Annotated in this window: 18 protein-coding genes and 1 pseudogene; 7 read left to right on the top strand and 12 right to left on the bottom strand. The window is 54.8% G+C overall.

Annotation, left to right across the window (positions count from 1 at the left end; all coding sequences use genetic code 11):
- The first annotated feature begins 115 nt into the window (after positions 1-115).
- Together OC71_RS03770 and OC71_RS03765 are read left to right on the top strand one after the other, a co-directional pair.
- A complete protein-coding gene (locus OC71_RS03770) occupies positions 116-457 on the top strand; it encodes a hypothetical protein (protein ID WP_041064393.1) in 342 nt (113 codons plus the stop codon).
- 52 nt (positions 458-509) lie between these two features.
- Entirely contained in the window at positions 510-1,655 is a 1,146-nt protein-coding gene (locus OC71_RS03765) for a PQQ-dependent sugar dehydrogenase (RefSeq protein ID WP_041064390.1), read from the top strand.
- A 130-nt stretch (positions 1,656-1,785) separates the two neighbouring features.
- Here OC71_RS03765 and OC71_RS03760 read toward each other — a convergent pair whose 3' ends face one another.
- Positions 1,786-2,904 carry a peptidase C39 family protein gene (locus tag OC71_RS03760; protein WP_041064387.1) on the bottom strand — a complete coding sequence of 373 codons (1,119 nt, stop codon included), beginning with the start codon at positions 2,902-2,904 and terminating at the stop codon, positions 1,786-1,788.
- Between the two features lie 92 nt (positions 2,905-2,996).
- Here OC71_RS03760 and OC71_RS03755 point away from each other — a divergent pair, with 92 nt between their 5' ends.
- The 3 genes and pseudogenes from OC71_RS03755 to ilvA all read left to right on the top strand — a co-directional run.
- The gene (locus OC71_RS03755) at positions 2,997-4,571 is read left to right on the top strand and encodes a RimK family protein (protein ID WP_041064384.1); all 1,575 of its coding nucleotides are present in this window, start codon (positions 2,997-2,999) and stop codon (positions 4,569-4,571) included.
- Between the two features lie 7 nt (positions 4,572-4,578).
- Positions 4,579-5,502 (top strand): magnesium transporter CorA family protein, encoded by a 924-nt coding sequence (locus OC71_RS03750; RefSeq protein ID WP_041064381.1) that lies wholly within the window; start codon positions 4,579-4,581, stop codon positions 5,500-5,502.
- A 340-nt stretch (positions 5,503-5,842) separates the two neighbouring features.
- A pseudogene (ilvA, locus tag OC71_RS03745) lies at positions 5,843-6,844 on the top strand (threonine ammonia-lyase, biosynthetic); the annotation flags it as partial.
- A 24-nt stretch (positions 6,845-6,868) separates the two neighbouring features.
- Here the strand turns inward: ilvA and OC71_RS03740 are convergent.
- Positions 6,869-7,174 (bottom strand): NIPSNAP family protein, encoded by a 306-nt coding sequence (locus tag OC71_RS03740; protein WP_003225174.1) that lies wholly within the window; start codon positions 7,172-7,174, stop codon positions 6,869-6,871.
- A gap of 21 nt (positions 7,175-7,195) precedes the next feature.
- On the bottom strand, positions 7,196-7,681 hold the full coding sequence (gene eco / locus OC71_RS03735) for a serine protease inhibitor ecotin (protein WP_041064378.1): 486 nt from the start codon (positions 7,679-7,681) through the stop codon (positions 7,196-7,198).
- Positions 7,682-8,051: 370 nt separating this feature from the next.
- Between eco and OC71_RS03730 the strand changes: the two genes are divergently transcribed.
- Entirely contained in the window at positions 8,052-8,321 is a 270-nt protein-coding gene (locus OC71_RS03730) for a DUF1652 domain-containing protein (protein ID WP_041064375.1), read from the top strand.
- Here the strand turns inward: OC71_RS03730 and OC71_RS03725 are convergent.
- Together OC71_RS03725 and OC71_RS03720 are read right to left on the bottom strand one after the other, a co-directional pair.
- Entirely contained in the window at positions 8,318-8,716 is a 399-nt protein-coding gene (locus OC71_RS03725; protein WP_041064372.1) for a hypothetical protein, read from the bottom strand. The genes OC71_RS03730 and OC71_RS03725 overlap by 4 nt on opposite strands.
- 90 nt (positions 8,717-8,806) lie before the next feature.
- The gene (locus tag OC71_RS03720) at positions 8,807-9,076 is read right to left on the bottom strand and encodes a DUF2790 domain-containing protein (RefSeq protein ID WP_041064369.1); all 270 of its coding nucleotides are present in this window, start codon (positions 9,074-9,076) and stop codon (positions 8,807-8,809) included.
- A gap of 484 nt (positions 9,077-9,560) precedes the next feature.
- Here OC71_RS03720 and OC71_RS03715 point away from each other — a divergent pair, with 484 nt between their 5' ends.
- On the top strand, positions 9,561-9,857 hold the full coding sequence (locus tag OC71_RS03715) for a hypothetical protein (protein ID WP_041064366.1): 297 nt from the start codon (positions 9,561-9,563) through the stop codon (positions 9,855-9,857).
- A gap of 93 nt (positions 9,858-9,950) precedes the next feature.
- Here OC71_RS03715 and OC71_RS03710 read toward each other — a convergent pair whose 3' ends face one another.
- The 7 genes from OC71_RS03710 to OC71_RS03680 all read right to left on the bottom strand — a co-directional run bounded on the left by OC71_RS03710 (position 9,951) and on the right by OC71_RS03680 (position 20,489).
- Complete coding sequence (locus OC71_RS03710) at positions 9,951-10,907, bottom strand: tetratricopeptide repeat protein (RefSeq protein WP_256198912.1); 957 nt, start codon at positions 10,905-10,907, stop codon at positions 9,951-9,953.
- A 5-nt stretch (positions 10,908-10,912) separates the two neighbouring features.
- Positions 10,913-11,905, bottom strand: a complete 993-nt coding sequence (locus OC71_RS03705) for a tetratricopeptide repeat protein (RefSeq protein ID WP_256198911.1) — start codon at positions 11,903-11,905, stop codon at positions 10,913-10,915.
- A gap of 141 nt (positions 11,906-12,046) precedes the next feature.
- Positions 12,047-13,075 carry a tetratricopeptide repeat protein gene (locus tag OC71_RS03700; protein ID WP_177327900.1) on the bottom strand — a complete coding sequence of 343 codons (1,029 nt, stop codon included), beginning with the start codon at positions 13,073-13,075 and terminating at the stop codon, positions 12,047-12,049.
- A complete protein-coding gene (locus OC71_RS03695; RefSeq protein WP_041064361.1) occupies positions 13,021-13,998 on the bottom strand; it encodes a tetratricopeptide repeat protein in 978 nt (325 codons plus the stop codon). Before OC71_RS03695 ends, OC71_RS03700 begins: the two co-directional genes overlap by 55 nt.
- 13 nt (positions 13,999-14,011) lie before the next feature.
- The gene (locus OC71_RS03690) at positions 14,012-17,563 is read right to left on the bottom strand and encodes a LysM domain-containing protein (protein WP_041064358.1); all 3,552 of its coding nucleotides are present in this window, start codon (positions 17,561-17,563) and stop codon (positions 14,012-14,014) included.
- Positions 17,564-17,592: 29 nt separating this feature from the next.
- Positions 17,593-18,450: a DUF4123 domain-containing protein gene (locus tag OC71_RS03685; protein ID WP_041064356.1), complete on the bottom strand. Its 858-nt coding sequence runs from the start codon at positions 18,448-18,450 to the stop codon at positions 17,593-17,595.
- Positions 18,441-20,489 carry a type VI secretion system tip protein VgrG gene (locus tag OC71_RS03680; protein WP_041064353.1) on the bottom strand — a complete coding sequence of 683 codons (2,049 nt, stop codon included), beginning with the start codon at positions 20,487-20,489 and terminating at the stop codon, positions 18,441-18,443. The genes OC71_RS03685 and OC71_RS03680 overlap by 10 nt, the downstream gene beginning before the upstream one ends.
- Positions 20,490-20,677 lie beyond the last annotated feature (188 nt).

Raw genomic sequence — 20,677 nt, 5'->3', positions numbered from 1 at the left:
TGCTGTCGGTCAAGCCGTGTTACATCTTGTTTAAGGGCGATGGGTTAACAAATCCGAACCCGGGGCGTAGCGTGGACTCGAAGGCTCTATCACCTGTGCATCGAGAGGCCATCCCATGAACCGAGTATTGCCCGGCATGATCGTTCTGCTCCTTGGGGCAGGTCTTGCACATGCCGAGGTCACGGCACCGTCCGCGCCGCTGTTGCTGGCACAAAGTCCCACCGGCAACAGCAACAATCCCTACAACAGCCCGATTCGCCGCGCCAATCCCAACAGCATGCAGGGCACCCAGCCCAGTACGCCGGTGATTCGCGGGCCGAATACAGTGCCGGTGCCCAGTACGCCCACCGTTGGCAATGGCGGCATCGGCAATGGTCAGCAGCAACGCTCGGTACCGAGTACACCACCCAAATTCATTCCCAACCCACCGCCGCGTGATGGAGACAGCAACCGTTGAACATCAGGCCTGAGCGCCTGTCAGCCTTCGAAACGAATAAAAGGAATCGTGCATGTTGCGTAAAACCCTTCTAGCCACGCTGTGCGCCGGCGCGTTGATCAGCGTGCCAGCCTTCGCCGCGCCCCCCAAAGAGCTGCAGAGCGAGCAGGGCGCCCTTGAAGTCACCACGATTACTCAAGGCCTGGAGCATCCGTGGGCGCTGGCGTTTCTGCCCGATCGTCAGGGCATGCTGGTGACCGAGCGTCCGGGGAACCTGCGGGTGATTACCGCTGATGGCAAGCGTTCCGAGCCCGTCAGCGGCGTGCCCAAGGTCTGGGCCAAAGGCCAGGGCGGTTTGCTCGACGTGGTGCTGTCGCCGGACTTCAAACAGCATCGATTGGTCTACCTGTCCTACGCCGAGGGCGGGGGCGCCGGGGATAAGGCCGGGACGGCGGTGGGGCGAGGCCGGCTGTCGGACGATTTGAAGACGATTAGCGATTTCAAGGTGATTTTCCGTCAGGAGCCGAAGCTCTCGACCGGTAACCATTTCGGTTCACGTCTGGTGTTTGACCGCGATGGCTATCTGTTCATCACCCTCGGCGAAAACAATGATCGGCCGACCGCGCAGGATCTCGACAAACTGCAGGGCAAGGTCGTGCGGATTTTCCCCGACGGCAAGGTGCCGGATGACAACCCGTTCGTGGGCCAGTCCGGCGTACGTCCGGAAATCTGGTCCTACGGCCACCGCAACCCGCAGGGCGCGGCGCTCAATCCGTGGAACGGTACTCTCTGGGAGAACGAACACGGTCCCCGTGGCGGCGATGAGGTGAACATCATCGAGCGTGGGAAAAACTACGGCTGGCCGCTGGCGACCCACGGCGTCAACTATTCCCTGCAACCAATACCCGAAGCCAAGGGCAAAAGTGTCGAAGGTGCGGTTGACCCGCACCATGTCTGGGAGAAATCACCGGGTGTTTCCGGCATGGCGTTCTATGACGCTGATCGCTTCAAGCCGTGGCAGCAAAATTTGTTCATCGGCGCGCTGGTCAGTCAGGAGCTGATCCGCTTGCAGTTCGATGGGGACAAGGTGGTGCACGAGGAGCGGCTATTGGGCGAACTTAAACAGCGGATTCGTGATGTGCGGCAGGGGCCGGATGGCTATCTGTACGTGCTGACGGATGAGCAGGACGGTGCGCTGTACAAGATTGGCCTGAAGTGACTTCACTTCTAATTTTCACTGATGTCCTGTGGCGAGGGAGCTTGCTCCCGCTGGGTTGCGCAGCAGCCCTAAGCTCTTATGAGCACTACGAACTAATGCGGGAGCAAGCTCCCTCGCCAAAAAAAAACCTCTAGGGCCTGACGATAGTTGGCGTAGCGCGGGCATACAAAACCACCGCCGCGCGCAATTTCCCACGCCCAAACCGACTCATCTTCTCAAACTCGCCATGGCTGACCGGCACATGCTGGCAGTCCATCGGTTGACGATGCTGGCTGTGGTCGACATCCGGATCGTGCAGATACACAAAGTCTTTATCGCAATCGGTGACCACCACCCAATGCGGGGACTTGGAACGGGTCAGGCGATAGCTGCTGATCAGCACCAGAGGCTGTCCGCCAGCCTGCAGCAGGCGCGGTAAATCCAGATGGTTGCCAATTTTGCGCTCGATATCGGTCTCGTGCATTTGTGCGCTGAACTCCTCATGCACCAGGCGCATGACGTCTTTTTTATGCTCATCGCGCACGCCATCGAGAAACAATGGCCCGGCCATGCTGAGCTGCAAACGCACTTGGAAACCTCGACGCCAAGCGGCCAGTGCCAAGCCCTGAGGACTGCAGCCACCATGGCCGGACGTCATGAACACCGTGGTCGCCTCACGCCAGATCTGCAATTCTTCACGTCGCTCCAGTGAGCGCGCCGACTGCAACGCGCCCATGGCCATCAATAGACAGGCCGGGCCACAAGTGAAATCGGTGGTTTGCAGGTAATAGGGCACCTTGATATTGCGCGAATCACGGTGCTGAACAATGCGCTTTTCCAGGCGCAGCGCATCGGCGTGGTCCTCGTAGTAATCGTGAATCAACGCAAAGCGCCGATAGCCGTTGCGCTCGTAAAGCGCGATGGCGCTGGGGTTGTCGATGCGCACCTCAAGACGCAGGTACGCGCAGTCATGCTCCACGGCGCAGGCCTCGATACGTTGCAGCAGTTGTTTTCCCAGCCCAGTACCGCGAGCTTCGCCGGCAATGGCGATGGAATACAGGCGCGCCAGTGATGTGCCGCGATGAAACAGCACCAGGGCGTAGCCGAGCAATCGACCGTCAAGTTCGGCGACCAGCAGTTGCGCATGGGCGCGGGTGATCATCCATTGAAAGCTGCGACTGGTGAGCCGGTCGCTGGTGAAACATTGCATTTCCAGAGCCAGCAGCGCTGGCAAATCTTCAACTACCGCCAAACGAAAAACAGCACTCATATGACCACCGTAAAAGTTGCGTAACGAAACGGGACTTTCGAAAAACTTCGTGCTTAATAGAAATGGTCTTGTTCTCCAACGGATCAATCTCTATGTCAGCGGTACAGGGTCATTGGCGCGAAGTATCCGAGCAAAGTTTGCCGGCGGCAACTTTTTTAAATTCAGCCATCAGAACTTCCAGTCAAGTGTTGATCATCGTCGAACGCAAGGAAGATTGGGCCTCGTACTTCCCCAGCGAGGACATCGTCACCGCTCAGGAATACCTCGAGCAAACCCGTGACAACGAGCCGGGCAAGCGCGTGCAGGTGATCAATCTGTGCCGCAGCTACAAGTATCTGGGGCACGGTTACTACTGCTCGCTGCTGGCAGAAGCCCGCGGCCACAAGGTGATTCCATCGGTGCGCACCATCAGCGAACTGACGAAAAAATCGCTTTACGGTCTGGCACTGGACGATCTCGATAAAACTCTGGAAAAAGCCCTCACTCATCATCTGTACAGCGATACCGAAGGTTTCACCCTGACGCTTTACTTCGGAAAAACGCATATCGAGCCACTACAGGATCTGGCTCGACAATTGTTTGAAGTGTTTCCGTGCCCGATTCTGTTAGTTGAGTTTCGGCGAACTAACGGTTGGCACATCGAAGGCATTAAGTCCGGTGCCCTGCATAAGTTGCGCGACGATCAGGAAGATCAGTTCGCCAATGCGCTGGACGGTTTCAGCCGTAAAGTCTGGCGAGCACCACGCTCGCCGCAAGTGGCGCGTTACGACCTGGCGATCCTGCACGATCCGCAGGAGGCCTTGCCGCCATCCAACGCCAAGGCACTGGAGAATTTCGTCCGGGTCGGCAAGCGTATGGGCATCGACGTCGAGCTGATCGAGCGCAAGGACTATGCGCGGATCGCTGAGTACGACGGCTTGTTGATTCGCGAGACCACCAGCGTCGACAACCATACCTACCGCTTTGCCAAGAAGGCTGAAAGCGAAGGCCTGGTGGTGATGGACGACCCGACGTCGATCCTGCGCTGCACCAACAAGGTCTACCTGACCGACCTGCTCAACAGCCATCAATTGGGCATGCCCGCCACGGAAATTCTCTACAAGGAGCGACCGGAAGATTTCGAACGGGTCGGTGAACGCCTCGGTTTTCCGCTGGTGTTGAAGATCCCCGACGGCTGTTTTTCTCGCGGAGTGATCAAAGTCGAAAGTCAGCAGGCGCTGCTGGAGGCCACCGCCGAACTGTTCGAACACTCGGTGTTGCTGTTGGCTCAGGAGTTTTTCTACACCGAGTACGACTGGCGGATCGGCGTGCTCAACCGCAAGCCGATCTTCGCCTGCCAATACTTCATGTCCAAGGGCCACTGGCAAATCTACAACCACAAAGCCAAGGGCCAGGACGTCAACGGCGAGTGCCGTACCCTGGCCGTGCACGAGGCGCCGCGAGCGGTGGTGGAACTGGCGGTGAAGACCGCCAACCTGATTGGCGATGGCCTCTACGGCGTGGACTTGAAACAGGCCGGCGACAAAGTGGTGGTGATCGAGGTCAACGACAACCCGAACCTCGACGCCGGCATCGAGGATGCCTATTTGCAGGACGATCTGTATTCACTGGTGCTGGAGGAGTTTGTGCGACGATTGGAGCTCAAACGTCGCGGCCAGGCCTGGTGAAGCGCCGATGATCAGCAGTTTCGCACTGACTCATGGCGCGTTGCAGCGGGTCGAGCGGCTGGACGCCGAGGTGATGCTGTTCAGCAACCCGGATGCGGCCGAGCGCGATTTGCTCCACAGCCACTACAAGGTCGACGAACACGCGTTGGCCTCGGCGCTGGACCCGGACGAAGTCTCGCGAATCGAGTTTCACCCTGATCATTTGTTTCTGATCTGGAAGCGCCCGGAAAACTATTCCGGCGGTGGCAGCCTGGCGTTTGAAGTGTCGTCCTGCGGCCTGCTGTTTGCGCCCGGTCAATTGCTGGTGATCGCCACCGACGACACGCCGCTGCACGGCATCGGCACGCGCCAGCCGCTCAATGCGCCGCTGGATGTGTTGCTCGATCTGCTGTTCAACAACATCCACCATTACCTCGGCCATCTGAAGGTGATCAAACTGGTCGCCCGCGAGCTGCAACAGAAGTTCAACGCCTCGATGCAGAACCAGCATCTGGTGCAGATGTTCAACCTCAGCGAAAGCCTGATCTATTACATCAATGCCTTGCACAGCAACGGCGCGGTGTTGACGCGTCTGCGCAATCATGCGGAAAAACAGCATTTCGGCAGCGAGGCGATCGGACTGATCGACGACCTGATCATCGAAAACAACCAGTGTTACAAGCAAGCGGAGATCTACTCCACGGTGTTCTCCGGGTTGATCGATGCGCGCGGCAACTTGATGAACAACAGCATGAACAATCTGCTGCGCAAACTGACGTTGATCAACGTGGTGTTTCTGCCGTTGAACCTGATTGCGAGCATTGGCGGGATGTCGGAATTCAGCATGATGACGGCGGGCACGCCGTGGTGGATTTCCTACCCGGTGTTTCTGCTGGTGATGTTGTTGGGGGCCGGGGGGATGTTGTTTGGGTTGCGGCGGTTGGCCAAGTGATCCGTGGTGACTTGGTCGACGCCAGCCTATAACGCCAGTGTCAAATAAGCCATTGACTCGCCGCTCGCCGCCGGGCTAACTTCAGGCCCATGACTTCCACCGTATTGCGCTGCCAGCCAAGCATTATTACCGCCATTCCTCATTTGGCGGGCTAGCTCACGACTGCAGCACCCAACCCGCCCTAGAGGCGGGTTTTCATTTTCTGTCTCCTGGGTTTTACCAACGAAGGCTCCCTGTAGGAGCTGCCGAAGGCTGCGGTCTTTTGATCTTGCTTTGGATTTGAGAAAAACAAAGTCAAAAGATCGCAGCCTTCGGCAGCTCCTGCACAGAGCGCCCGGAGATGACGATGAAATACAGCCCTGACCAGCAAACCCTGCTTGAACAGTACGTGAAAAAGATCCTCGCCGCGCCGGTCTACGACATCGCCGTGCGTACGCCGTTGCAAGCGGCGCCAGCGCTGTCCGAGGCGTTGGGCAATCGGGTTCTGCTCAAGCGCGAGGACCTGCAGCCAACGTTCTCCTTCAAGATCCGTGGCGCCTACAACAAACTGGTGCAATTGAGCGATGCGCAGAAAGCACGCGGGGTGATCACCGCTTCGGCGGGCAACCATGCGCAGGGCGTGGCGCTGGCGGCGCGTGAACTGGGGGTCGCGGCGACCATCGTCATGCCCTCGACCACGCCCGAACTCAAGGTGCTTGGGGTGCGAAGTCGGGGTGCCGAGGCGCTGCTGCACGGCGAGAGTTTTCCGTTTGCCCTGGCCCATGCGCTGCAACTGGCCGAGCAGACCGGGTGCACCTTCGTCTCGCCGTTTGACGACCCGGAGGTGATCGCCGGCCAGGGCACGGTGGCCATGGAAATCCTCCGTCAGCATCAGGGACCGCTGGATGCGATCTTCGTCCCGGTGGGCGGTGGTGGCCTGATCGCCGGCATCGCGGCGTACGTCAAATACCTGCGGCCGGAGGTACGGATCATCGGTGTCGAATCGGAGCACTCGGCCTGCCTTAAGGCGGCGCTGCACGCGGATGCGCGGGTGGTGCTGCCCAGTGTCGGTACGTTCGCCGATGGTGTGGCCGTGGCGCAGATCGGCGCTTATGGATTTGAGGTGTGCCGGTTTTGCGTGGACGAGGTGGTCACCGTCAGCAATGACGAGCTGTGCGCGGCGATCAAGAATATCTACGACGATACCCGCTCGATCACCGAGCCTTCCGGGGCATTGGCGGTGGCCGGCATCAAGCAATACGTGGCGCGCAGCGGTGTTCGCGAGCAGACCTTCGTCGCGGTCGACTCCGGCGCCAACATCAACTTCGACAGCCTGCGCCACGTCGCCGAGCGCGCCGCGATGTGCGGCGTCCCGGCGTGATACCGCTCAGGGCAGCAACGGGCGCAGGAAACTGCGCTCGTAGCTGACGATGAATTTCTTCTGCACCAGTGATTCCACCAGCGCCGTGCTTTCCGGGTCGGTCAGCGCGATGTGCCGGTAGCTTTCGTAATCGGCCAGCGAAGGAAAGCTGAACAGGCAATAGGCGATGTTGCTCGCGCCCTCGGAGGGCAGGAAGTAGCCGTGATGGGTGCCGCCCAAGCGCTCGACGATGCCCAGCCAAGCCTTGGCATAGGCTTCGAACTCGGTCAGTTGGTACGGATCGATCACGTATCGCACATGGCAAGTAATCAAGTTTGGCGCTCCTGTTTCAGGTCATTCCGCGATGGCGGTACCGACCTTGTCCGAAGCCGACCAGATGCGGTAACGCACTTCGACGTCCTTGGGCGCGTAAATCACCAGCGGCAGCTTGCTGTTGTAACGCAGCATGAAGCCATCACCGACGACCGGGACAAAGGCGCGCTTTTTCTGGCTGCCGGGCGGACAAGCCATCAGCGTACTCATCGGCCCGATGACTTTTTCCAGCCGGTAGAACGGGTAGCCCCAACCTTCGAGATTTTTCTCGTCCAGAACACCACCCAGACGTTGGCGATTGCAGTCGACTTCCAGGGTCTTGCCGGCAAGGACTTCAACCTGGAAGTTCTCTTCCTGATCCTGTTTGGGCAGGTAGATGACTTGGCGGGTGAAGCCGTTTTCCGCCTTGGGATACGGCGCGACGTCTTCGAGTTTGGCCGCGTGGGCGAGGGTGGACAGGCCGGCAATGAGCAGACCGATTGTCGCGCGAGCGCGTAAAGAACCCATGAAAGCCTCCTGGCGGGTGTAGGGTGGATGTCGGGCATTCTCACTGTCATCAGCGATGAATGCAAACCGGCGTCGACTTGCAAATTGCAGTGCGCAGAAGGCCCGATCTTGCATTTTGCAACTGGCCAACTGCTGGCCACCGCGCCAAGTGCTTGATTTCATGAGGGTCGAAATGACCCGATGAAAGGCACGTTTTATGCGTCGCTTTGGTGCAGCGCACCGGCTTCGGGCGCCTACACTCCAATGGGCATTTCGCAGTACAACCGTTTGCCGCACCAGGGAATCAGCGGGGACACACCCGTGCAGGGGCAGCAAAAGCGGTCAACGTGAAGAGTTGATTGGCAGTTTCATCAATAAGGAGAGGTTCACCATGTTTCTGTCTGCCTTGGAACTACGCAATATCATTGAAAGCAGTTTTCTGCCTAAACGCTGCCAGTGCACGCTGTCACCAGACCTGTCGATGACCGTCAAGGTCTTCGGCGACCACCAGACTGACCAGGTTGATCTGCACGTCAGCGGTATCGACGCCAGCCACCTCAACGGCTGTCGCGAGATCAATGAACTGATTGCCGGCCTGCGTTCGGATCTGGCGCAACAAACCACACTACAGCATTACAGTCCTCGCTCCAGAGCGCTTTAACTCACCGTTTCACCCAGTTCGACCGTCACGCGCCGGGCCTGCACAAAGCCGAGGCCCAGCGCGAACTCGACCAGCACCGCGAGCAGAATCCCGGGGCCGGCATGGCCGTTAAGCCATTCGCCAAACCCCAGCACCGCCAGACCAAAACAACCGACGATAAACCCGTTGCTCAGGGCATTGCGACCCAGCGACGGCGGCGCGCTGCGCACCAGATAAAACATCACCCCCAACGCCGCAAACAGCACCGCACTGCGCCGCGCGACAAAGCCGACCGAGCTCGAATACTCAATGCTCCAGATCGCCAGCAACACCTCCGGGAAAAAGCCCCAGACCAGCGCGAGTACAAAACACAACGAAGCGGTGATGATCGACAGTGTGCGAAACGACAACTGCATGGCGAGTCCTTGCGGCAGTAAGAAGGGACCCCGAGCATAACCCGCGAAGCCTTCATCGCCTACCGCAAAGCCGCAAATCAGAGCCTTCTGTCAGTTCTGCTCGCTGCAGGCGTCAGACATTTTCCGGTAGGTGATTTCCGCAGGCTTGCCGGCATTGTCGATGTACTTCATATCAGCGCTCACGACCTTGCATTGGCGCGTGGGCTGCTCGGTCATGGAGATCACTTTGTTCACATGCAACGGCATGCCGTACTGGTAGGGAACGGACTTGGTCGTAGCGGTGGTGTCATTGGCCTGGGCCAGCCCGGCGAATGCGCTGCAGGCGAGGGCGGAGGTGAGCAATAGCGTGCGAATGTTCATGAATCAGACTCCCGTGCGACGGAATGAGCGTTCGGCGCCATACGGCCGAACCTGCCGCACTCGGCGTCAACCAGGGGCTGAGGTGTGCGGTTCAGTACAGTCTTGGACTGCGGCGTTAAGCGATGGTTAACCTGGCTGAACGCCGGCTGTCTGGCGGAGGGAGGATTTCTCGGGGATGCGGTGCCGATTCCTACAAGGGGTGATGCCTTGTCTGCTTTCGGCGGCGGGAGCGGGGCGGGTATGGTTTGGCGTCGCTGCAAAATCAGCGGCTCGGGTTTGGTCACCTGAAAATACTCACACATGTGTGCCATCATTCGCACCGCGGAAATCTATGTCTTCGTAGTGCATCGCTGTGGCGGCTGTGTGCAGGACGCCTTCGGGCGAGCTGATTGGGTATTCAGTTGACCAAACTTGCATACAGTCCGCCTCCCATCGTTTGGTCACGGTGTCGGCGGGTTACCTTACCCAGCAAGAGATAACTCTGATGCCGATATTAAATCCGTTACCCAATCGTTATCACCCTCTAAACAGCGGCTGTACCGACAGCGCGCCAATGGTCATCGACACCCAAGCCAACCCCCAAGACATCCTCGAGTCCGCCGTCCAGCGCATCCGCGCCTGCAGCGACCTGCTCGAAACCCTGCACTGCATGTGCTTCCGCCATGGCGATGTTCAGGACATTCCACACATTACCCATGCGCTGTATCTGCTGGCGCAGGACGGCAATGATTTGCTGCAGGTGGCACAGCAGCAGATGCTGGATTGGAAGGCGCCGGTTTGATGCCTTGAATGAGAACGGGAGTAGGATTGCGAGTGGGCGGCCCCCACGCCATCTACTCCTCCCGTTTGAACGTTAAGCTAGGTTTTCAACGACTTAGTTTGTCCGGGTAGAACGAAAGTGGTGCGTGAGTCGCCTTCCATTCTTTTGCAAATTTTTACCTTCTGCAATTTGCTCAGCTGTCATCTTTGCTTCAATTTTCGGTAGCTTACTCTCCACTCTTTCTTGTAAGCCTCCACCGCCGTCTAGCTCCTTCAAGGTGTAAACGAGGGCATAACCTTTAACGACATCGAATGGGAATCCATACGTGTCTGGCTCATGAGCAAGATCAGAACCGTAACCATAAACTGTTGTGGCGTAGCTTGCTAAAGCTGCTTGCTCATTCCAATGACGGAAGCCTTCAATGTCACCTTTTTCATAAAGAAGGGCTCCGTATTCCATCATGGAGGGCGGGTACCCACTCTCAGCTGAAGCTTTGAATAATTTTTCAACCGCTTCCGAGCGTTTCCATGGAAGGAAAAAACCGTCTCCCTGATTGTAGCTTTTAGCTAATAAATACTGTGAGATTTGGTGATTTTTTGCGGCTGCTTTTTCTAGCCAAGTTGTATCGAGCGTTAATTCATACATTATGTACATGGCTTCAGCATTTCCATCTTCAGCCTTAGGCTTAGCGATGCTAGATGCTTGATTCAACCAGTCCGACGGTATTTTGTCTGTGGCAGGGCAGTCTTCTGATAATTTACATAGATCATTTTTTACTCGCCCAAGCTGGATCATTGCGTAAAGATCCCCTTGGTCAGCTGCCATTTCATACCACTTTTTAGCTTCAGGATTCATGTAGCTATTTTTTTGCCGTAATGACTCAGCAAGATAATATTGTGCCTCATGGTCTCCAGCCTCTGCTGCTATTCTCAGTAGAGGAGTTGCAGAGATAGTTTTAAGCTGATTGTAAAGAATTATACCGCTGGACTTAATTGCAAGTTCGGAGTCAGTGAGTGCCAATGTAGCAGGGGCAAAAGTGACTAGCAAAAATCCTGCGATAGAAAGTTTCATCATGCTCAGCGGCTAAGTTTGTCAGGAAAGAAAGAAAGGGGAGGGTGCGACGCAGCCCACTCTTTAGAAAACTTTTTGGCTGCTTCAATTTGTTCAGCGGTCATTTTTGCGGCGATTCGAGGTAGCGTGTATTCAACGTTTTCCTTCATGCCACCACCCCCGTCTAGCTCGGACAGCCAGTATATAAGTGCATAGCCTTTGATTAGGTCGAGGGGATATCCGAATGTATCAGGCTCATGTGCTAAATCTGCACCATATCCGAAAACAGTAGTTGCGTACCCTGTAAGTGCTGTCTTTTCAACCCAGCTACGATATCCTTCTACATCGCCTCGTTCATACAAAAGAGCAGCATAATTCATCATCGCCTTAGGGTAGCCACCTTCAGCCGAAAGCTTAAACCACTTTTCAACTGCTTCGCTTCGCTTCCAGGGCAGAAAAAAGCCGTCACCTTGCTTGATGGAGACTGCCATCCAGTACTGTGCAAGTGCATTTCCCGCAGATGCGGATTTTTCCAACCAAGCATCCTCTAGCGTAATCTCATACATTATGTACATCGCTTCCGCGTCGCCAGTATCTGCTTTTTCTTTCGCTATTTTTTTTGCCTGATTTAACCACTCTATTGCCGGCTTCTGCGAAGCAGAGCAGTCGTTAGAGATTTCGCACATGTCATGCTCAATGCGGCCCAATTGGATCATGGCATAGAGATCATCCTGGCCTGCTGACGCTTCATACCATTTCTTGGCGTCCTCGTTCATATAATGATTTTTCTTACGAAGAGCTTCTGCTAAATAATATTGAGCTTCGTGGTCGCCGGCTTCTGCTGCTGTTGTTAAAAATGGGATTGCAGAAGTGGCTTTGTATTGGTTGTATAGATTTATGCCTTGTTGTTTTGCGGAGTCTTGGTTTGGCGTTATCTGGGTATTTGCTTGGCAGCCAAGTGGCAGCAGTAGTAATAAAGTGAAAATTATTCTGGTTGTCATGAGTATTCTGCGTGACATCTTATTTTGCTCCTTCAGGATCTCGGGTCGGAGCTGTATGGGTTGCTGAAAGGAGGCTATAAAAATAAGGATTGTAAGTTGGCAGAAATGCAGGCAGCCTACAATCCATAAGTATGTCGACAAGTCTATAAATAATCTGAATTAATTGCCAAGCTTGTCTGGAAAAAAAGAAAGTGGTGGATGAGTGGCTTTCCAGTCCTTTGCCACTTTTAGTGACTCTTCAATTTGTTTTTGTGTCATTTTTTCGCGTATTTCTTCACTTTTTCTCTCAACATATCTCCCGATTCCGCCACTGTCCTCAAGCTCTTTAAGAAGCGTGAATAGCGCATAACCTTTGACCAAATCTAGTGGGTAGCCTATTTTGTCTGGTGTATGCGCTATGTAGGCGCCGTAATTGCTTATGGCGGCTTGATCGCCAGTCGCTGCTGCAATTTCAAGCCAGTGGCGCATGCCTATGACATCTCCTTCTTCGAATAAAACTTGTAGATAATCCATCATTGCTTTTGGGTATCCGCCCTCAGATGAAAGTAGTAGCCATTTTTTGACAGAGGCCTCGCGTTTTCCAGGAATCAAGAAAAAACCTTCACCTTGGCGTTCGCTTACAGCCATCCAATATTGTGCAGTCGGATATCCTGCATTTGCGGATTTCTCTAGCCATTCACGATTAAGAGTGATCTCATACATCAGATACATGGATTCAGGATCACCTTGTTGTGCTCTTGGCAAAACTAGCTCATTAGCTAATTCAAACCATTCTGCTTGTGTTTTTTTTGATCGTGAGCAGTTGCGTATTTCCTGGCAGGTTTCACTTTTGAATCGCCCCAGTTGGATAATTGCATATACATTGTTATTTTCTGCTGCGGACTCATACCAGTGAAGTGCCTCTGGAGTCATGTAGCTGTTGCGCTTTCGAATAGCCTCGCCCAAGTAATATTGCGAGGTTGTATTTCCAGATTTTGCTTCTTTTTCTAATTCGGGAAAAGCTGCGTCAATTTTTAGTTGGTTATATAGGACTGCGCCCGGCGAGACTACTTGCTCTTGCTGTTTCAATGGGCTGGCTTCACAGATGGTAAAAAGTGAAGCTGCTAGGAGAAATGCTAACGCTTTCATCAAAATCAGCGGCTTAATTTGTCTGGAAAAAAAGAGAGTGGTGGATGTGAATTCTTCCATTGAGCAGCAAAATTCTCTGCTTCCTTTATTTGATCGGGAGTCATTTTCTCTGCTATTTCAGGCAGCACTTCCTCCACATATGACTGCATGCTTCCGCCTTCATTAAGCTCTTTGAGAAGAGATGTAAGTGCATATCCCTTTACTAAGTCAAGTTCAAAGCCGAACCGTTCAGGGGCATGAGCTAAATAAGCGCCATAGCTAGTAACTCCACTTTCATATCCTTTTTCGGCGGCAACTTTTATCCAGTGTCGTGCGACCTCAAGATCACCGCCGCTTTCATGTATATAGGCTGCATACTCCATCATTGCTCGCGGATTTCCGCCTTCGGCAGATGCTTTAAACCAGTTTCCGACCGATTCTTTTCGCTTCCATGGGAGAAAGAATCCTTCTCCCTGTCTGGTGCTGATTGCCATCCAAAATTGAGCGGTAGGATTTCCGGAGTTTGCAGATTTTTCTAACCATGTATGATCTAGAGTTGCTTCATACATAATGTACATGGCTTCAGAATCACCATGCTCGGCTTTGGGTTTTGCCAAAGAAACTGCGCTAAGCAGCCACTCTTGAGGTGTTTTTTCTGAGTTTTGGCAGTTTTTCATCGTTACGCAAAGGTCATCGGAACTTCGACCGAGTTGTATCATTGCGTATAAGTTCCCTTGAGTCGCCGAAGCTTCATACCACTTGTGAGCCTCCAGGGTCATATATTGATTTCTTTTTCTAAGCGATTCCCCAAGATAATATTGAGCGTCTTGGTCGCCTGCTTTGGATGCGATGTCTAAGTAGGGGAGTGCCGATGAAATTTTAAGCTGGTTGTAAAGAGTGATGCCATTTTTTTTTGCTAAGATTTGTTCGGTCGTCATTTCTGCAAATGCATTTAATGACCATGCAAAGGTAGCAATGGTCAAGATGATTCTTAAGCGCTTCATGTTATTACCCTGTTTAACGGGACTGCCCAACGAAAGTCGATCTCTGAGACGGTGTGTATGTTTTTCCATAGTAATTGCTGCGCCGGCAGGACCCATCTAAATTTGCACCGAGTTTGCTTGCATGGCTCTTGTATCGATCTCGCATTCTGTCGTTTGCGGGGCTGACTAGGCTCAAAACAGGTTCTTTCATAAATATATCTAAGATCAGGCGACTGTTGCAGTACTCTTGGTTGGAGTTTACAGCTTGCACGCCAAAACCATTCATGCTGGAACACGCTAATTCAAATTGAGTCTGCGCTTGAGAGATATTGTTTTTTTCTTCAGCGTTCTTCACGATCCAACTTAGAATGCGTTCGATCGCTCTTTGTTGAAGGAGGTGAGATTGAACTTCGTCATACTCTCGCTTGCCGTTGGTAAGGGATGCATTGGAGTTATCTGATACTGAAAATGATTTTGGTGCGCTTGTAAGGGTCATTAATAATGGGCCGAGAGCACTTGGAATCGCGTTCACAAACCATTCTTCGAGTTCGCTTTGGTTGCCATATTCGATAATCGCATCTGCAATTGGACCACCTTTACCACCGCGGGTCATAGCCTCATACAGGTTCATGACGATATCCCAACCCATCATATATGCCATAGGCACGTTCAGGCCGGTAGCCCCGAGGGCGTTGAGAGCAGAAGCATATTCGCTTGCTTCAGGATCCATCCACTCGACCTTTCTGCCTTTCGCTTTATGCAGTTCTTTTCGATATAGGTTAAGGATATCAACCACCGCCTCATAACCAATTTCAAACTTAAAGCTGCCATTAGCACCAGGGCCTAGCACTACCGCGGCCTTCAGATTGAGAATAAAGCGGCCCTTATCCACAGAAATCTGCGCCGTTCCCTGGAATCCTGCACCCAGCGCAACCCCCACAGACCCACTCAGCTTGGCAAGGGTTAGCCATGGATTGGCTTTTTTCGCGTCTTTATCGCTGCCGATACCCATCGTAGGTGCGGTGCGCAGTGCGACCAGTTCTTTAGGTGGTGCCCAGTTTAGTGCGCCGGTGAGTTCGATGGCGGCTTGCAAGCCTCCAAAAACATTGAAAGTCGCTTTCGCTCCGTTTTCGATCTGGACATTGGCGGCACGCCCGGTCAGCACTTGGTCTGTGCTTTTGGTGCTGGCAACGGTGCCGGATTTGGACTTGTGTTCAAGATCGGGAGTAGGGCTGTTGTCACCGTTGTCGGCCTTGGCTTTCTTGGCCGCATCGTGATCTGCACGTTCTTCTTTGGCTGATGCGTCTTCACGCTGTGCGCGTTTGACCGGGCTGAGGGAGGCGCCGTATTTGACGTTGCCGAGGATCGGGCTCAACTCGACGGTGCCCGCCAGTAGCAGCGATGCCCCGGCGTACCCCCAAGCTTTCACGCCAAAGTGGAAGGAGAACCGGCCGAAGCTCATTTTCTGCGGCACGCCGTCCAAAGAATAATCCAGCGTTATATCTTTAGCGCTCGCTTTGGCAGGCATGTCGATTTTCATCAACTGTACTTCGCCGCGTGCCAGGTCCAGGCTCAGACCTACGTTGGCCGACATCTGAAAGCCTTCGGCCGCGGACATTTTGGGGCCTTCCAGCTTTACTTCGCCGTGAATGCTTGGCTGGGGAGGAGTCAGGCAGCGAACGAATTGCGCCTGAGGGCTGTTATCGAAGAGTCGGATTTTTCCGCGAACGCTTTTCCGGAAGACCAACTGCTGAAGGTGCTTGCCCCAACTGGTCAATGCTGCACTGTTCTCCAGTTCAGTGACGGTGTAGCCCTGTTTTTTCAAATAAGCGTAGAAATCGTTGGCTTTAAACCAGCCCTTTTCATCAAAACAGTCACCTACTTGGTCGCTGAACTTGACTGCTCCCTGCGCAAGGAGCCATTCGCGGAATGAGCTGGTTTCACTGTTTTTATCAGAATCTTCTGTCGCGTCGGTCGGTGGGCTTTTCATGACCTTTTTTAACGAGCCGCCTAAACTTTTTCCATCCTCCTTCAGGATTTTTTTAGCATCTTTCAGGTTTGTCATGCTGAACCAGCCCAAAGGCGTACCCTTGGCGTCCGAAAGGCTGACCTCACGAAGAGGAAACCCGGGTTTAACCATGCGGTCGACTGGTTTAGGCTGGAACTCTTCTGGCTCCCAGATGAGATGACGCCCAGGCTTGGTTGCATTGACATTACTTTGGGCTGTTGCCTGAAGGTCGTCCTTGATTTTTTGCAGCCGATCCCACTCGGCTCGCTCTACGTCAACCAAGCCCGCTGGCGCTTGGGCATTTTGACCGGTCGCCTCGATCCAGCGTTTGTATTTTTCCTGAAGCTGAGCCGTGACTTCTGCCTGCTTCTTCTCTGTGTCCAGATACAACTTGAATTGCGCGATGCCCGATGGAAGGCCGTCACTGATAAGCGCGAACTCCGGAAGTGCGATACCGTACTCCGAAACTTTGATAATGGACTCGGTGTAAGCATGGTAATTCAGTGCGTCGGCGTTCTTGATCAGCGTGTAGACATACCCAGACATGTCCGCTGTACAGTCGCTCATACCGCTGCATATGCTTTCGTAACTTTTTTTCTGCTCAGCTAGCGCCTTTGCAACGTCTTCAAGGGGTACTTGTTTGAAGTCTTTATTGCTGAGTATTTTTTTTCGCGCTTCAAGATATGCTTGCACGCGCGCGCGGGCTTCAATTGCCTCCTTGGAGTACAGCGATCCACTTTCGTAGGAGTAGCCCTGAAGCTTCGCCGCTTTTATCGCTTCCTTTTTCAGCTCAAGCCACTCAGTCCGCCGTTTGTGGAAATCTACAAACTCTTTGCGAATACTTTGCTGGGTAGCTATGTCCGCATTCAAACGGTCAATGCGCGATTGTGCAGTGTCTTCCTGCGGAGCTTGAGCAGGTGCGGCTACCGGCTTGTTTCGATTGGCTTCGTTTTGTCTCTTCTTAGCGGTTGCGGGATCGATTTCGATCTCATCTCCCATCGCCTCGAACTCTTCCATACGCGTGCGCTGAGCGCCCGTGAGGAAATTGCTCAACTTTGGTTCGAGGAAGTATTCAAGTAGACCTGACTCCTGCAGCCCGTTGAGGCGTGCATCACGCGCCTTGTTCGGTGCGATCATTTTTTCCAGCGCAAACATCGACTCTTTAATGGCGGACTTTGCCCGCTCAGGGAGTAGCCAGAACTCTTGTTCCTCTGTCGCATAAATGGCGCTCGCAAAAGTCTTGGAGCAGGGTGGGGCGTGAGGCTTGAAGGTCTTTGAGGAACCATCGGGAGAGTCCTTGACCGGATCCAGCTCAACCAGATCCTCGGCGGAACACTGTGTTGCAGCATTTGGAGCCGTCTCGGCAGGCGCTTTAGGCGCAGCGGGCGCCGAAGCAGCGGGTGTGGCTGAGGCGGCTTGCACGCTTTTAGGGACGCTCAGGTTCCATCCGACTTTGACGTTGTTCGGATTGGTGATGAAGGGGTTGAGTTGGCGAAGTTGCGCCACGGTGCTGTTGTAGCGCGAGGCAATCTGGCTTAGGGTTTCGCCGGGCATGACGGCGTGATTCGTGATTTCCATGGTGATTCCGTTCTGTTGTCGCGTCGCCGTTAACGTTGGGCGACAGCGGCTGATTCCAGGAGCCGATCTACTTTGATAAACGACTCGTCCTTTGATTGCAGGATTGCCATGATCTCGGGCTGTGTTTCAAACAGTGGGCCGTTCACGGCATGACCAAGCTTGAGCAGGTGATCACCTTCATAGATGTTGCTCTTGAGCAGCAGGTCGAGGTTATCGGCGATATCGTTCAGACGATCATCACTTGGCTCTTCAAAAGCGGTGTATTCCTCGTCTACCCAATACACCCAGCCGAGGCGAGCTTGAACTTGCGCGGCTGCCTCCGGAAGGTTGAATGGTGCGTTGTCACCGGGCCATGTCGATTCTTTGTTGGCTACCCAGGCTAACCATGGACCACGCTGCTCGCCGAAGTTCTTTGGTGCGGGGGAGTAAACGGCGTTCCAGCAACCCAGTAACTGATCAAAGGTTTTATCGGCGGTGTAGGCCAATGCTGCCCACAGGCTCGGTTTGTGGAAACTCAACAAACTCTGCCCCCCAGAACCGTCGTTGGCTCTGAGGAGCCAGCGTGCGTGAGCCAAGGCTTTTTCCGGGTCAGGTGTTGAGATCGCAATTCCCGAAAACTGTTCCTCACAAAGTTTTGTCGCTTCTGCAGCCAGTTTGCTGCCTCTGGGGGCGACCAACCACAATGGGCCCTCAGGGATCTCTGCGAAGTCGGTACCGAAGAACAGCTTTTGAGAAACAACGGGATCACCGACTCGATAGAGCCGACTCAAGGCTTGCGGCTGGAGGCCCTGATCGATGATGAAGCACAGCGATTCGCTTGCAGCGGGCAGATCCGAGAAGTTGTAACGAGGCTCTGCCAGCAGAGCGCTCAGCGCTTTTACATGCATGTGCAATCCTTACGGCTGCAAGCGCCGTTACTCTGTTTGCCGCACAACGGTGTGATGCCTGATTCATTGAGACGAGCGGGTAGTGGTGCTTTGCCCGCCTTATCCGCATCCGCCACCTTCATCGGCCCCGGCAGCAACGGCGCGGCCGGCGTACCTACACCCGGTGCACCGCCGGTATTGACCTTCACCTCGGCGCCGCTGATGGTCACGCCACCGGCGTCAACCTTGACGAAGCTGCCACCGGCTTTGGCGGTCAGTTCCATTGCGCCTTCGACGACGACTTTCTGGCCGGCGTAGTAATGGATTTCGCTGCCGGCTTCGACGAATTGCGCCGTGCCCACTTTGAGGTGCTGGGTGACTGCAACGGTCAGGTGATCATCTGCGCGCATTTCACTGACGCGATTCAAATGGGTGATGCGGTGCTCTTCGACTTTGAATTCGCTGTAGGTGTTGGCCTCAACCGTGTCATGCCGCTCATTGCCCACGCGGATCTTCTGGTCGTGCTCGATGTTCTCGTCCCAATCGCGCTGGGCATGGATGTAGATTTGCTCGACACCCTTTTTGTCTTCAATCCGAAACTCGTTGTAGCCCTTGCCGCCCGGGGAACTGAGGGTTTTGAAGGTGCTGCGGGTTTTGTTCGCCGGCAGGTCGTAGGGGACGACGTTTTCCTTGTGGTACAGGCAGCCGGTGACGAGTGGCTGGTCGGGGTCGCCTTCGAGGAAGGTGACGAGGACTTCCATGCCGATGCGCGGGATGGCGATGCCGCCGTAGGCCGCGCCGGCCCAGCCGCTGGCGACGCGTAGCCAGCAGGTGGTTTTGTCGTCGGACTGGCCGTCGCGGTCCCAGTGGAACTGGACCTTGATGCGGCCGTACTGGTCGCAGTGGATTTCTTCGCCGGCCGGGCCGGTGACGACCGCGGTCTGGCTGCCGAGGACTTTGGGTTTCGGGTGTTCGAGGGCAGGGCGGTAGTGCGCGTCCCACGGGGTGGCGAGGAAGCTGTTGCGGTAGCCCTGGTGGAAATCGCTTTTGTTGTCGGTGACGTCGCTGGTGACGTTTTCACCGAGCACCTGCGGTTGTTTACCTTCGTGGAAGACTTCCAGCAGCAGCCACAAGTCGTTCCATTCAGCGCGCGGGTGTTCGGCCAGGGTCAGGAAGTGGCCGCTGGTCAGGGTCGGTTCGTCACCTTTGCCTTCGGCGAGTTTGTAGTCGCTGCGATGGCGTTCAAGGGCGCGGGTCGAGAGGAATTTGCCGCGCTCGCGGGTGGTGAAGCGGCCGGGGTAGTCATAGTCCTCAAGGTCCGGGGCGAACTCGGATTTGACCGCGCCTTCGGGCAGGATCTTCGGTTTTTCGAAGTCGTAGTCGCGGCGGCTGACGCGGGTGGTGCGGGTTTCCAGGCGCAGGTTGAAGCGCTTGATCACCGGTTTGTCAGCGCTCATGCCGGAGTCTTGCTGATAACTCACGGCCTTGAGTTTGCGGAACACCGTCTGATCGTCGCCGAACACCAGTTTGTGCCCGCTGCTGCTGTGCTGGAAGTGGAAGTGAATGCCTTCCTCTTCGCACAGGCGCTGGATGAAATGCAGGTCGGACTCGTCGTACTGCACGCAGTAATCGCGCGGCGGGTACTCGGCGTTGAGCTGGAAGCTGTAGGCGTCGGCGAGGATGCCGCGATCTTCGAGGACCTGGGCGATGATTTTCGGCACCGTGAGGTTCTGGAAAATCTGCTGGTCATGGTTGTGCCGCAGATAGGCCAGTTGCGGCACCAGGCTGATGCTGTAACGGGTCAGGGTCTTGCCGGAATCGCCTTGTTCGATGCGATACACCAGACCATGAATCTTGCCTTCGCCGGTGGCGCCGAAGGTCAGGATGCCGGGCTTGTGCAGCAGCTCTTCGAGTTTGAGGTCGGGGCGGGCGCTGACCAGTTCGAGGTCGAAACGGAAAGGCTCGTTGAGGGCTTCGCGACCGGTGAAGCTGAGCACTTGCAGGTCGGCGGAGGCGCCTTCGAGGGTAAGGGTAATGTGGGTAGCGTTGGCGTCCAGCATGCCTTGAATTCCGTCCATTGAATAAGCAGGTGACGGATGATGGAGGATTAGACCGCCTCGTTCAAGGCGCAAATGCCGTAGGCGCGGGAGCTGCGACGTATAGGAAAAACCCTTAGATCGGCGTTTCGAGCCAGTGAAACCGCGGGTTGCGCCGTTCTGAAGGAGCCGGCAATGCGTGGTTCAGAGCG

It is taken from the genome of Pseudomonas sp. W15Feb9B (assembly GCF_000828175.1).
Lineage (GTDB): Bacteria > Pseudomonadota > Gammaproteobacteria > Pseudomonadales > Pseudomonadaceae > Aquipseudomonas > Aquipseudomonas parakoreensis.
Note: the sequence above shows the minus strand (reverse complement) of the source record. Positions and strands in the feature narration are given on the sequence as shown.